Origin of the sequence: Fructilactobacillus fructivorans, assembly GCF_000814735.1 — a bacterium.
In the GTDB taxonomy this organism is placed as follows: Bacteria; Bacillota; Bacilli; order Lactobacillales; family Lactobacillaceae; genus Fructilactobacillus; species Fructilactobacillus fructivorans.
In genome coordinates this window covers 145,751-158,904 of sequence record NZ_JOJZ01000009.1, presented here as the reverse complement: position 1 = coordinate 158,904, position 13,154 = coordinate 145,751, and the positions used below count along the sequence as shown (strand labels likewise).

Annotated in this window: 13 protein-coding genes; 7 read left to right on the top strand and 6 right to left on the bottom strand. The window is 36.8% G+C overall.

What is annotated here, in order from left to right; genetic code table 11:
- Nucleotides 1-1,179, bottom strand: coding sequence for an NAD(P)/FAD-dependent oxidoreductase (locus tag LfDm3_RS01400; protein WP_039143390.1), 1,179 nt, complete (start codon nt 1,177-1,179; stop codon nt 1-3).
- Between the two features lie 259 nt (nt 1,180-1,438).
- Between LfDm3_RS01400 and hdcA the strand changes: the two genes are divergently transcribed.
- On the top strand, nt 1,439-2,374 hold the full coding sequence (hdcA, locus tag LfDm3_RS01395) for a histidine decarboxylase, pyruvoyl type (RefSeq protein WP_039143388.1): 936 nt from the start codon (nt 1,439-1,441) through the stop codon (nt 2,372-2,374).
- A 40-nt stretch (nt 2,375-2,414) separates the two neighbouring features.
- Here the strand turns inward: hdcA and LfDm3_RS01390 are convergent, their stop codons facing one another.
- A complete protein-coding gene (locus LfDm3_RS01390; RefSeq protein ID WP_039143386.1) occupies nt 2,415-3,095 on the bottom strand; it encodes a hypothetical protein in 681 nt (226 codons plus the stop codon).
- Nucleotides 3,096-3,255: 160 nt separating this feature from the next.
- Here LfDm3_RS01390 and hdcB point away from each other — a divergent pair, with 160 nt between their 5' ends.
- The 3 genes from hdcB (at nt 3,256) to LfDm3_RS01375 (ending at nt 6,075) form a co-directional block, all read left to right on the top strand.
- Entirely contained in the window at nt 3,256-3,777 is a 522-nt protein-coding gene (gene hdcB / locus LfDm3_RS06665; protein ID WP_052236555.1) for a histidine decarboxylase maturation protein HdcB, read from the top strand.
- A 10-nt stretch (nt 3,778-3,787) separates the two neighbouring features.
- On the top strand, nt 3,788-4,324 hold the full coding sequence (locus LfDm3_RS01380) for a GNAT family N-acetyltransferase (RefSeq protein WP_039143383.1): 537 nt from the start codon (nt 3,788-3,790) through the stop codon (nt 4,322-4,324).
- Between the two features lie 554 nt (nt 4,325-4,878).
- A complete protein-coding gene (locus tag LfDm3_RS01375) occupies nt 4,879-6,075 on the top strand; it encodes an aminotransferase-like domain-containing protein (RefSeq protein ID WP_039143380.1) in 1,197 nt (398 codons plus the stop codon).
- Between the two features lie 276 nt (nt 6,076-6,351).
- Here the strand turns inward: LfDm3_RS01375 and LfDm3_RS01370 are convergent, their stop codons facing one another.
- From LfDm3_RS01370 to LfDm3_RS01360, 3 genes are all read right to left on the bottom strand, one after another.
- Nucleotides 6,352-7,605, bottom strand: a complete 1,254-nt coding sequence (locus LfDm3_RS01370; protein ID WP_039143377.1) for an MFS transporter — start codon at nt 7,603-7,605, stop codon at nt 6,352-6,354.
- An 11-nt stretch (nt 7,606-7,616) separates the two neighbouring features.
- Complete coding sequence (locus tag LfDm3_RS01365; protein WP_039143374.1) at nt 7,617-8,387, bottom strand: hypothetical protein; 771 nt, start codon at nt 8,385-8,387, stop codon at nt 7,617-7,619.
- A gap of 81 nt (nt 8,388-8,468) precedes the next feature.
- A complete protein-coding gene (locus tag LfDm3_RS01360; protein ID WP_039143370.1) occupies nt 8,469-8,861 on the bottom strand; it encodes a hypothetical protein in 393 nt (130 codons plus the stop codon).
- 438 nt (nt 8,862-9,299) lie between these two features.
- On the opposite strand from LfDm3_RS01360, the gene LfDm3_RS01355 reads away from it, so the two are divergent.
- Nucleotides 9,300-10,070: a 2-keto-4-pentenoate hydratase gene (locus LfDm3_RS01355; RefSeq protein WP_039143366.1), complete on the top strand. Its 771-nt coding sequence runs from the start codon at nt 9,300-9,302 to the stop codon at nt 10,068-10,070.
- 159 nt (nt 10,071-10,229) lie between these two features.
- Here the strand turns inward: LfDm3_RS01355 and LfDm3_RS01350 are convergent, their stop codons facing one another.
- The gene (locus LfDm3_RS01350) at nt 10,230-12,281 is read right to left on the bottom strand and encodes an LTA synthase family protein (protein WP_039143363.1); all 2,052 of its coding nucleotides are present in this window, start codon (nt 12,279-12,281) and stop codon (nt 10,230-10,232) included.
- Nucleotides 12,282-12,439: 158 nt separating this feature from the next.
- Here LfDm3_RS01350 and LfDm3_RS01345 point away from each other — a divergent pair, with 158 nt between their 5' ends.
- A complete protein-coding gene (locus LfDm3_RS01345) occupies nt 12,440-12,697 on the top strand; it encodes an AbrB/MazE/SpoVT family DNA-binding domain-containing protein (protein ID WP_039143359.1) in 258 nt (85 codons plus the stop codon).
- A gap of 70 nt (nt 12,698-12,767) precedes the next feature.
- On the top strand, nt 12,768-13,127 hold the full coding sequence (locus LfDm3_RS01340; protein ID WP_039143356.1) for a type II toxin-antitoxin system PemK/MazF family toxin: 360 nt from the start codon (nt 12,768-12,770) through the stop codon (nt 13,125-13,127).
- Nucleotides 13,128-13,154: the final 27 nt, after the last annotated feature.

Here is a 13,154-nt window from a genome sequence, read left to right as displayed (position 1 = left end):
TTAACTTTCTAACATGGTCCGGATGTTTCCAAGTTCCAATCCATTCTTCTTGAAGATCATGTTTTTAAAGATTGGAACGATGCATCCCTTTAATTTAAATGTCATACCGAACATGTAGATTTCGGCAATTCCACTATAAGGTCCAAGGGAACAAACCGTTCCCATTGACTTGTAGTCGAATTTAACGGCAGACTTGCCGTTTAATTTGTTGAGAAAATCGTTAACTGCCACGTCAGCCTCGTAGATCGAGATCTGACCAGTAGTTGGGAACATTCGTCCCGTTTTGTCGTCCTTAACAGCTGAGACATCACCAATTAGGTATTGGTTAGGGAAGTCGTTAAGACTCATGTCGGTATTAACGGCAACTCGGTTTCTGTGTTCGTCTGGATACTGTGAAGCGGGAATAACGTCGGATCCCTTGACCCCAGCGGTCCAGAAGACTAAGTGTGATGGAATGAATTTATCATCCTTGCCATAGTAAGCACCATCGGCAGTGATCTTTGACACCGTGTCACCCATCACGAACTTAACGCCCTTCTTTTCAAGGAAGTGTTGAGCATAGTCGCCTAACTTCTTGTTGAACATTGGTAGAAAACCAGGGGCGATACAGGTAATCTTGAAGTCTTCCTTCTTAAAACCGTATTTTTTCGCCCACTTGGGAACCATGTGAACCAGGTCACCCAAGAGTTCAATTCCGGTAAAACCACCACCAACAACGACGATATTTAAGAGTTTTGGATCTTTAAATTCATCGTATTCGTCTAAAGTGGTTTGAATCTTTTGGTAATCGGCAGCTGAGTTGTCAATGTCACTGATTTGAAGACCAAACTCGTCAGCACCTGGCGTGCCAAACGTTTCTGGTTCAAAACCTAACGCATTGAACAAGTAGTCGTAACTTAAATCACCATTTTTTTTGGTTGAAACTGTGTTATCTTTACCATTAACTTTAACAACGTCGTCTTCTATGAAATGAACCTTAGGACTGATCATGTCTGTAATTCTAAACATAAGTCGTTCTGGTGCTTCATCTCCTGATGCGACCTTATAAAGGCCGGTAGAGTCATAATGATAAGCATTTTTGTTAACTAAGGTAATGTCTAAATCGGCCTTACTCTTAGCCAAAAGCTTACAAGCCCTTAATCCAGCGAATCCACCGCCTAGTATTAAGACTTTTTTCATTATCAGGATCTCCTTTCATACACCTATTATTGTGTAAATCTTAACATTATTTTAACCCTAATGCTGACATTGTGTCACTCTTTTTATAAATAAATTTTAATAAAATATTTTATTAAAAATAAAAGAGGTGGTCAAAGCCTTTTCAGCACTGTCATTTGGGCCTCGATAGGTGTTGATGCTTGAAAGTGATTTTGAGTTAGGCGATTATGAATGTAGGTAACAAGTAACGTAATTTTTTTCCAAATCTAGGGAGTAAAACATGGCTAAAATTGACAAAATTTTAAATCAAGAGGGAATTGATCGAATTGCGATTAATCCCTATCAAAAATATTCGCGGGGATACATGGAGCCTGGTAACCTTGGCGGTGGTTACGTCACGGGACTAAAGGTTGATGCTGGAACCCGTGAAAAAACGGACGATAGTATGCTGGACGGCATTGTTTCCTATGATCGAGCCGAATGTAAGAATGCTTACATCGGTCAAATCAACATGATGACGGCTTCTAGCTTTACCGGAGTTCAGGGGCACATTTTGGGATATGATTTACTGAGAAATCCTGCCGTTGATAAGGCACAACCACTCTTTTATGAAACCCAGTGGGATGGTTCCAAGCTTCCCATCTATGACGGAAAGCCGCTGCAAGATTCACTGGTGGAGTTTTTCGGGACGGCTGATAATCGGCGCCATTATCCCGCACCCGGCAGTTTCATTGTCTGTGCGAACAAGGGAGTCACGGCCGAACGACCACTTGAGGATCGTCCGTTAAATCCGGGTGAAGCCTATGGAGTTTGGTCGGCCATTGCGATCTCAATTGCGAAGGATCCCGTTCATAACTCTTCCATGTTTATCGAAGACGCGGGGACATGGAATACCCCAAATGAGGATGACTTAAACGAGTTTCTTTATCATCGACGGGAAGCCATCGCCCGTTCCATTGCCCAGTGTGGACAGGACGCTAGCACTTCGTTTGCTAGTTCATGGATCGGTTTTGCTCACGTCATGATGAAGCCGGGTGAAATTGGGAATGCCATTACCGTGGGACCGTACTTTTCCATGCCAGTTGACGCGGTGCCGGGCGGCTCCATTTTGACCCCAGATGTCGACATGAACATCATGGAGGACTTGAGTCTGCCAGAATGGTTAGAGAAAATGGGATATCAATCGATCGTGGAAAACCAAGACATTCAATATTAATTACGAATGAAAAAGCCAGTCAATTTTTATTGACTGGCTTTTATTCTTTTTCAGGGTTAAGCATCTTACTCAAGGGTTTTGGAACGTGACGGGGACCTCTGACGGCTTTTACTCCGGCGCGTTTTAATTGCTCTAGGTTGAATTCAGTCGGTTTGTACCTCGTAAGCAGATGTAAGCGCATGACGTAATGCATGGTAATGTTTTGGTCATGATAGTAATGCGGAAGGTTGACCGCTACCGCCACACATTTGTATTTAATGGCGGAAACGGGAGACGTAACGTAGATGTATACTATATCGCCCACTTGGATGTGGGTGGTTTGTTTCCAAATGATGGTCGTGTGTTTGGCAAAGTCACGTTCAAGGTCAAAGAACTTGGGGTTGGCTGGCACGATCCATTCCTGTCCGGTTGTCACCGGATCGTAGTTAAAGCAGTGGGTCGCAATGTTTTTTAGAATCGCAACGTAGGCTTTCTTAATGTTAGTAGCGAAGCCGCCCTGAGGATCAACCGCCCGGAAGTTGGTGTATTCCGCATGGTAATCATTATCCATTACTTTGCCAGCGACTTGGCCGTTCCGATCAACGGTGATGGAAACCGAAAAATTGGTTTGAGGGATGATGGTTGTGTATTCCAAGTGGTCGTTGACCGATTTAAAGCCGAAATTTCGTAGTTTCGTAAAATTTGGTTTTAAGTTCTTAAAAAGTTGTCGTTCAATCTCCATGATGTCCTCCTTGGGGATTAATTTTATTTATTAACCCTATTGTAACTAAGGATAATAAAACAAACATGATCAGTATAGATTCATTAGCTCATTTCTTAAAAGCGATATAATGGATTTGATGATAAAATCACATTTGATCTAGAAAGAAAGGTAGAGGGAAATGCACGCCAAATTAAGTAAATTTCATGGACTGCAAAAGGCACTTGGATCTCAATTCAATCAGTATCTTACGACTAACCTCCCTAAAGAAAGGGTAAGGGGATTATTGGTTGATAAAAGTGAAACCAAGACATCCGTTTTAATCATTACGAAAACCGAGTTGCTTATTTTTCAAGATGAGAATCAAACTTTTTCCCACCGGTCCTACCCACGTAACATGATTGAGACCATGACTTTTGTGAGTGGGGTCCCCAACGGCGCCCTTAAATTTCAGATTAGAAATCAAAAGTTTAATTACCAAAACATTGTGTACGGTCGGGTCTATGACTTTACCCAGTCCGTTTTAAAACGTGGACTTACGGCTGCTAAATATGACAACACGATTCGTGGCGAAAGCAATTATCTCACTAACACCGACCATGGTAAGGAAGTGGATCGGTTGCGAGTGGCCATGCAAAATGGGAAACTGAGTCGCTATGAGTACGACGACTTAAACGGCTCCATTTCTAAGGCTGGTAAGTAGAGGTAGATTGATGTTTCCATATCAAGTTGATCAAGAAATTTCATTACGGCTTCCGGATCAAGTGGGAGATGCCCGACACCTGTATCAGTTGGTTAATAATTCCCGTACCACGATCGCAAGGTGGTTGCCGTGGGCTAATTCGATGAGATCAGTAAAGTCCGAGCAGCAGTTTTTGACACAAGCCTTGGCACATTATCGTGCTGGAGATTCGGTTAACTTATTGATCATTTATCGGGATCATATTGCTGGGATGATTAGTTTTAATTCGTTTGATGTTAACCAAAAGCAGGGTGAAATGGGATACTGGCTTGGCAATCAGTACACTGGAAATGGGATTGTGCATCGAGCCGTCCTTTCCATATGTCAAATTGGATTTTATAACTATCATTTGAATCAAATTCATATCAAAGCTGTGGTTGACAACGATCGTAGTAATCAGGTTGCCAAACGAGCTGGTTTTCATCTAAATCAGGTAATTCAAAATGGCATTTTAATCAACGGTGTGGGCTACCAAACCAATGATTGGATCATGAAAAAAGTGAAGTGAATTAAAAGTGCTTTTTTGGTTGACTTACTAGTTAATCCATGTTTAAATCATAACAATTAAAAAAGAAGGGAATTTTAACAATTACTAAAGTAATTTATAAATGCTGTGAATTACATAATGTTTTTGTATTAATGTGATAGCTGACATTTTGTGTAAGTATTGACAAAAGTTGTATCTAATTATAAAAGATTTATTATACCTCAATTGGATATATTGATAATCAATGTTAGTTTAGTTGAGGTAATTTACTTGATGTAACCATCTCTTTAAAATGTCCTAGTCGAATTTTTACTGTATCAATTTCTTAACGGGCTTTTTGTTGTATTTAATGATATATAAATACGTAGTAATTAGTGTAACAAGTGTGTACAGAAAGTTATTTCTAGAAATTTCAGGCTTTAATCCATTATATGTGGAAATTGAACATATTAATATATAATATAGGTCTAGTTATATTACAAAAAATAAGATTTTAATTCTGGTAAGTAACTAATACTGAAGTTTGTTTATCTTAGAAGATCCGAAAATATAATCAGAAGTAAGGGAGAGATAAAATGAAATTTAGATACACAAAGAGTGTCCCTAAAAATAACGATAATGCCACTGCTGAAATCTTAAAGGCAGCTGCCAACCCAAAAGTAATTTCTTTTGGTGGTGGACTTCCTGCTCCTGAATTATTTCCAGTTGAAGAGATGAAAACTGCTGCTGACAAAGTGTTTGATAAGTATGGCAAAGTAGTCTTACAATATTCTGAGGCTATTGGTTATTCGAAGTTAAGAAAACAAATTATCGATTTGATGAAAGAAAGAAAAGTTGAAGTTAAGTTAGATAATGTTGGGATTGTAACTGGTTCCCAGCAAGCCATTGATTTAATTGCTAGAATGTTGTTAAATCCTGGTGATGTTGTTATAACTGAAGACCCTACTTATCTTGCTGCAATTGACGTTTTTAATTCTTATGGAGCTAATATCGTTGGAGTTTCAATGGATGATGATGGGATGAAGACGGATGACTTAGAAAAGTTAGTGAAAAAATATCCAGAAGCTAAATTCATTTATACAATTCCTAATTTCCAAAATCCTACTGGAAGAACTATGACAGAATATCGGCGCAAAAAATTAGTTAAAATTGCTAAAGATGCAGAAATTCCAGTAGTAGAAGATGATCCTTATGGAGCTATTCGATATGCTGGCAATTATGTACCACCTCTTAAGCATTTTGATCGTGACGGAGGCGTCATCTATTTAAGTTCATTTTCTAAAATTTTGGCACCTGGTTTAAGAATGGGATGGATTGTAGCTGATAAAAGTTTCATGAACAAATTTGTCATGTTGAAACAAAATGCCGATTTACATACGGATAACTTAACTCAATATATTGTTTCTCAATTCTTGATTGATGTAGATATTAAGAAGCATATTAAAGACATCACTCATGTATATGAACATCGGGCTAACTTAATGGTGAAACAGATTGACAAGTATTTTCCTCAAAATGTTAATCATAGTAATCCTGAAGGTGGAATGTTCATCTGGGTTGAAGTTCCTGGCGTAGGTGATACAAATGAGTTGTTTAAAGCTTGTATTAGAAATAATGTAGCCTTTGTGCCTGGTTCATCTTTTTTTGCTGGCGACATAAAACCAGGGACATTCCGTCTTAATTTTTCCAATATGAATGATGATCAAATTAAAGAAGGAATTAAACGAATGGGAAAATCAATTGCTGAAATTCTTTCTGACAATAAATACTAATTAAATATCAGTAGTTAATTTGAAGTACTCCATAATTATGGAGTACTTTTTATTATGAAAGACTTATTGCATTGTAGATATTTAAATCTTTGCTAATGTAATTTTTTGTGATTTCATTTTTATAAAATGATTATTTCTATTTTCATGTTAATTCATTGATTAAAATATTTATAAAGTTGTTATTCATTAATTAAGTAAACTTAAATATATTGAATACTTAGCCATAAAAAACGTTCCATAATTTTTAAATTATATTTAAAAATTATGGAACGTTTTTTATTCTTCTACTTCATTTCTATTTGTCCACTTTATGCCAAAAATCAACGCAAAGATCAAAGTAATTATGATCATCAAAACCCAACTAAGCGTGTTCGAAATGTAATTAGAAATGGATAGGAAGAAGAGCTGTCCGATCGGAATACTGGCCGTAACACACGTATTCATGGCTCCAGTCACTTGACCGATCGTATTAGAACCTACACTTCGCATTACAAAAGCTCCAACTTTCGGAATCAAAACACCCTCCATTAAACCAACAATCAATAACAATCCAATCTGGTAGATAAAGGGAGTCTGGATAATTAGAAGTCCAGAGAAAATGGAAATACATAGAAGCAAGATTGAACCTAATTTCTTTAAACTCAACAAATTAAACAACTTCATCCCAGCACAAGCTGCTCCAATAACAACTCCAATGGATAGAGCACCATTTGCCAGGGAAATCGTAAAACCCAGATTTTGAATAATCATACTATGGTGCTTTAACAAAGTTACATTTAGTAGTCCAACAATTGTTCCCGAAAACATATTAATCACTGTAAATAATAGGATAATGGTTAACATTGATGGGATTTTTAAAGCAATTTGTAAGTTAGATTTAATCGTAGTCAACGGATTCTTTTCTTCTGTAACATCAGTAGACTTAACCGTTGTCATAGAGCTAAACTGCTTTTTATTAAACAGAAGAATTGCGCTACTTAAACCAAATAATCCAGCTATTAGCAGTGACAAAACATCAAATTGATTATGTATCAAAGTAAGCGCACTGACACCAACCACTTGCCCAATTGCATTAATTAAAGATGACATGGTCGTCTGTAAGGAACGTGCTTCTACTAATTTATCAGGATCAACAATTTCTTGAATCATTGGTAACGTCACTAACGAACTTAGTCCACCAATTAAATCAGAAAAGAAAAGCACCATGATGGTAAATAAAAACGTGATCCAAGTAATACCAAAGGTAAATAATACTGCAAAGATACCAATAAACAGACCGGCTTGAAAAATTCTTGAATAACATAAAAATCTAAAGTGATTTTTCAGTGTATCAGCATAGTATCCTAAAATGATCTGTAACAAGGCCGGAATTGTAGTCATTAACACGGCAATAGTGGTTGCTAGTGAATTATTGGTTAACTCACTTGCAAATACAATGATGGCGATCTTAAAAAAGGAACTGGCTACTAATTCAAAAAATTGTGAAATCGTGAGTATCCTAAATAAAGGGTTGCTTTTAAATACTTGCATAAGCCAATTACCTATTTTTTCTTATTATCCACTTTTTTATAAACAACTTTTTTAGATAAATTAATTAATCGTTTAATTTTATGTTGCAATTCATCTTCTGTTTGTGCTTGAACTGTTGAGATAAATGGAATATCGGTAACAATAGTAGTTTTACCATTGCTAGTATCACCTATTTTTGATAGGATTCTTGTTTCATAAGTCCAATCAAAGTCTTGTTGTTGTGGGAGACTAATAATTTTTCCCTTCTTTTTATAAGGCATAAAAGTTGCTGTTAGATTATTAGGAGTATCTTCCTTTGGTTTGATATTAGTCAAAGTGTTAGTATTACTTGTTTCTAACTCCCAGTATTCCTTTAATAAATTTACTCCATATTCAGACTCAATAATTGTTGTTAAATTTCCACCACCGAATCTTCTTCCAACTTCATTAAAAATAGGTTTTCCGTCAGAAGATACAAACCATTCAAAATGAAAGGGGTTAACACCACTTTTATTACGTAATAAAGTTTTTAAAGCTTTCTGAGATTCTGCTTTTAAATCATTAATAATTTGTGGATTAGATTCATAAAAATGACTAGTTCTTAATATTAAGTATGGTTCAGAAAAGGATTGGAGAAGCTGCTTGTCATATTCATGAACTGAGAATCTCGAAATCTTATCTCCAATTGTATAACCATCACAAGTGACCATTACTGGAGCATTAACAAATTCTTCAATAATGTAGTTGCCTGAATAAATATCATTTGGAAGATTACTAACTTCTGAGCGATTAATTTTATGCACATCGAGGCCGCCAGCTTTTGCTTTATGCTTAATAATAAAAGAATCAGCCTCTGATCTGTCTACAAAAGTATCAATATCTTCCTACGATTCGATTAAACTAAAATCAGGTTGTGCAAGTAGACCATTTAAAAAACTTCTCATGACGTACTTATCTCTGAAAAGGAAATCAGTCATTAGTGCAGACTTAGTATTCAAAAAAAATTCTCTAAGGAGGGCGACCATTTCTATATCTTCTTCAGCAAGCGTTGATACACTATCTATTGAATGTTTAAGTGATATCTCTCTCATAACTGTTACAAGTTTTTTTAGATTCCATTGGTCAACATAAACTTCGTTAGGACGATTATGATTTTCATAAAAGAACTCATCATTATCTTTTTTAAATGATTTTGGTGAAATTAATACAACATTGTCCAGGTTTGCGTATTCGAGATGAACTAATTTTGCAGGGTGTCTTAGTAAAATAATATGCATAGCATTTCTCTTCTTTCATAATTCTTGATGAAAAGTAAAATTCATCTAGTGTTATTGATTGATATACCTGAAAATCATTACTTTGAATCTAAAATTGAATTTTTATACTAATTACCACTTTCTAATTGGAACCATCCTTTCAAATTTGTTTAAAGAATCATAACATAATTTCACAAAATTACTAATAATATGTTCTTATTTGGTGTAAATTATGTTGTATTTATTTTTTAATAATAGGGTAATCACCAGTCCAGTAACCATTCTTATAAACTATTCATCAACTCTTGTATTTCGCATTTTCTTCCTAAAAATTATAGTTTAATATTTATAAATAATTTGAACTATTTTAAATTTATGGTTTTAAAATTATTAATTAATGATATAATCTCTAACTAACATCTATCCAAAGTATTTTGCCAATTAATTAAGGAGGGCAGTATGACTCAAACAAATATAACAGATGCACTATATGATGCATATAAAGATAACAATGCGCTCCAAATAAGTGAATTTCGTGATTCTGTGATTGACGATACACAAGCTTATAAAGTTCAAAAAGAATCATATCTGCTTCGTAATGAAAAAGTTGGAGGTTATAAAATAAGTTTAACCAGTCCTGAAACCCAGAAGATGTTCAGTTCGAATGAACCGCTTTTTGGTAATATTGGGATACAGCACATATTAAAGTCTCCTACTTTGATAGATCTTAGTACATTAAATGAACCATTAATTGAAGTAGAACTTGCGTTTACTGCAAAAGAAGATATTTTTGCAGAAGATACTCCTGTAACATTACTTGAAAAAACATCTATTAGCGGAGCTATTGAAATACCAGATTCTAGATTTAAAAATTGGTTCCCTGATTTACCCAAAAATCTTGTCATTGCTGATGATGCAGTTGGGGCTTACGTTATTGTGGGTAAACAACTGAATGCTAAAAAGTTCTTTCCTTCAGATTTATCAAATATAACTGTAGAACTATTTCATAATGGAAATAAAGTTAGTTCTGGACGAGGCAGTGAGGTATTAAATAACCCATTAAACGCACTAAGCTGGTTATCTAAAAAACTAAAAACAAATAACCAAATAATTAAAAAGGGAAATGTAATTTCTACTGGAACTTTTCTTTTGCCCAAGAAACTATTAAGTGGTAAATGGACTGCAATTTTTAGTAATAATTTAGGAGATGTCAATCTCACAGTAAAATAGAATTACTAATAAGTTGAGAAGATAAGAAAAAGTATTTGCATTTGATCAGTTTGGAGTTAACTATAATAAAAATGATTTTACAAGTAGGCCATTTCTGAAGTCGTTGGTCAATAAAACTAAAATAGCACCTAGCTCGTGTGAGTTAGATGCTATTTTTATTTATCTTTTATCCAATGAAGCTAAACTCGTGGATTTCTGTCCTAACTGCTTCTCGAGCTGTTTTTCCTTGTTAAATTCGTTGTTGTAATTGTAATCTTTAGGATTAACTGGCTTAAAGCCCTTCGGATGATAGAAGCGCAGGAGATTTTCCTTGTTCAGTTTATCCGACAGTTCTAGTTCGGTGTTAACCTGCCTTTGGTTTTTGTTGATCTGTTCCTGTTGTGGTTTAGTGGGATGAAGCGGACGCTTGGTTCTATTATCGTAGACCGTTCCGTTAGCTGACGTGTACTGCGGTGAAACCCAGTCACGGTTTCTAAAAGCCACGACCTGATCGTGTTGTTTCGAGAAGAGATCGGTTCCAAACTGAACGTACGGTTTGGAGTTAATACCCAAGAGGTGCAAGATCGTTGGCAAAACGTCGATTTCACCACCATACGTGTGATGGATCTTCCCACCGGTCGTTCCTGGCATGTTGATCATGAAAGGAACCCTTTGAATCTGGCTGTGATAATAAGAATTCCAGTCGTTTGGCTTCACCCCTAACAGTGGTGCCAAGCTCCGTTCGTCCTGATCCATTAGGCCGTAGTGGTCACCGTAAATCACGATCATCGAGTTCTTATCGAGTCCCGTTTGGTGGAGATAATCATAGAATTCTTTGACGGACTGGTCGAGGTAGTGGGCGGTCACAAAGTAGTTATTGACCTCTGGATTATCGGTGTTGGCGGTCTTAAACCGCATCTGTTTCTGATCCTTTTCGTCCAGAACGTACGGTAAGTGATTGGTGACCGTCAGATACTTGGCGTAGAACGGTTGTTGCAGATTTTCCAGGTATTTGTTGGAATCTTGAAAGAGGAGTTTGTCCTTTAATCCCATGCCTTCGGTTCGATCACCCTTTAAGTTGTAGTCCTTAGAACTAAAGAAGTACTGGAAACCAAGACGCTTGTACGTGTTATTGCGGTTATAGAAGTTGGCGTCGTTACCGTGGAAAACAGCGGAGGTGTAGTTTTGCTGCTGCTTCAGGATGGCAGGGGCAGCTTGAAACGTGTTGGAATTTCCGTACTGTGAGAAGAGCGAGCCTTCCGGCAGACCATATGTACTAGTTTCCAGCATGTTTTCGGCGTCAGCCGTTCTTCCTTGTCCGACCTGATGATAAAAGTTATCAAATGAATTGGTCGATTGACTGTGGTAAATCTTGTTTAGAAATGGCGTAACTTCTTTGCCATTGATCTTCTTGTCGATCAAGAACTGTTGGAAGCTTTCCAGATGGATGATAATCACGTTTTTACCACGAGCTGAACCGTACATTGCTGGATTGGGAGCGGCATAGTGACTATTAGTAAACTTGAGGATGTCATTTAGATCAGATTTCTTAGCGGTGGATCGGGCAATGTTGGTCTGAATCGATTTGGTCCAGTCATAGACAGTGTAGTTGTCGATCCCAATATATTTGACGATGTCATTCTGCTTGCTTTGCGTACTTGATTGAGCGAACAAATTGGGATTATCAATGTGAGTTAGCACAAGATTGAGAATTAAAAAGAGAAATCCGATGCCAGTTGTAAGGAAGCTCCACCTTAGTTTTAAGGGATGCCGGTCGATTTTGATAACCCGAAACAGTAGTAATAGAATCACAATTACTAGGTCCAACCAGTAGAACGCATCCCACTTATTAATCAGGGCGGTGGCACTCGTAATTAACCCACCATTTAAGTTAGAATGGCCAGTTGTCATTGTGTCGGCGGTCATGAAGCCAAGGAATCCACGGAAATACACGATGTTTATGTATAGTAAGACGGTGTTTAAGAAATCAATAAAGATGATAAACGGATAAAACAGTTTCGCGGGTTTTATGTACAGCGCCAGACTGAGTGTGATAATAATCGCGGCGAGCGGATTTATTAGTAAAATAATGTGTTGCATCCGACTAGCGGGAATCAGGTAAAAGACGTGATAGTACGCGTAAACCGTTTTAAACCAGAACAGCGCGACAAGTAGGATGAAGAAGCCAATCCGAGTGTTGAAGACGTGAAGAATTTTTTTGATGATTTTCAAAGTTAGACGTTCCTTTATGTATTAAAAATTATGTAAGTAATTGCACAATTAATATCTTATCATACTGAGAAGTTTTGCGACTGTTTACGTTGCCTTTGTATACACATAAGTATATACTTTAATTGTTGTAGGAATCCAATAAATGGAGGCTTGTAAATATGAATGAGACCAAGATCGTAAAATGGGGTAATTCTCAGGGAATTCGAATTCCGAAAAAAATGTTGAAAGAAATTGGCATTGATAATCCTGATAATCAAAAAGTTAAAATGGAAGTTAATAAGCAAAAGAACGAAATTTTTATTAAAAAAGAGGGGCATGAGTCCAGATTAATGAAAAAGTATGGCTACCTTATGGATCAACCTAAAGACGGTGAAGTTGATTGGGGCCACGACGTAGGAAATGAAATTATTCCGTAAAACTAGTGCCTGAGGTGGTACGTGATATCGACACCATAGGGCGCTAATACTTGTGAAAGAAGGAGTTTGAGTGACCAATTCTAATGATTCAAATTTTCAGGATGGTGACGTAGTTTGGGTGAATTTTTCTCCCACTAATGGCCATGAACAACAAGGACGGCGTCCAGCTGTAGTAGTTTCAATTGGTGACTTGGAAAGATTGGCCGGAGTAGTTTGGGTAGTTCCCATCACATCGACCAATAAAAGAAGGCTGTCAGTACCAATCAATGCGAACATTGGCAATCATGGTATCAATGGTCAGGTATTAGTGGGACAAATCAGATCGATTGATCCACTATCGCCACGTAGAGACGTTGAAAGGGTTGGTCAATGTCCACCAGATACCCTTACTGAAATTCATCAAAGTATCGATATGATCCTTCATCAGTAAGTTAGGTTATGAGAATTTTTAAGTAAT

What these genes read in the sequence shown, in the direction of transcription:
- LfDm3_RS01390 (WP_039143386.1), bottom strand. Translation starts at nt 3,095, where the DNA reads ATGGAGATTGAACGACAACTTTTTAAGAACTTAAAACCAAATTTTACG.
- LfDm3_RS01360 (WP_039143370.1), bottom strand. Translation starts at nt 8,861, where the DNA reads ATGCATATTATTTTACTAAGACACCCTGCAAAATTAGTTCATCTCGAA.
- LfDm3_RS01345 (WP_039143359.1), top strand. Translation starts at nt 12,440, where the DNA reads ATGAATGAGACCAAGATCGTAAAATGGGGTAATTCTCAGGGAATTCGA.
- hdcA (WP_039143388.1), top strand. Translation starts at nt 1,439, where the DNA reads ATGGCTAAAATTGACAAAATTTTAAATCAAGAGGGAATTGATCGAATT.
- LfDm3_RS01370 (WP_039143377.1), bottom strand. Translation starts at nt 7,605, where the DNA reads ATGCAAGTATTTAAAAGCAACCCTTTATTTAGGATACTCACGATTTCA.
- LfDm3_RS01375 (WP_039143380.1), top strand. Translation starts at nt 4,879, where the DNA reads ATGAAATTTAGATACACAAAGAGTGTCCCTAAAAATAACGATAATGCC.
- LfDm3_RS01355 (WP_039143366.1), top strand. Translation starts at nt 9,300, where the DNA reads ATGACTCAAACAAATATAACAGATGCACTATATGATGCATATAAAGAT.
- hdcB (WP_052236555.1), top strand. Translation starts at nt 3,256, where the DNA reads ATGCACGCCAAATTAAGTAAATTTCATGGACTGCAAAAGGCACTTGGA.
- LfDm3_RS01380 (WP_039143383.1), top strand. Translation starts at nt 3,788, where the DNA reads ATGTTTCCATATCAAGTTGATCAAGAAATTTCATTACGGCTTCCGGAT.
- LfDm3_RS01400 (WP_039143390.1), bottom strand. Translation starts at nt 1,179, where the DNA reads ATGAAAAAAGTCTTAATACTAGGCGGTGGATTCGCTGGATTAAGGGCT.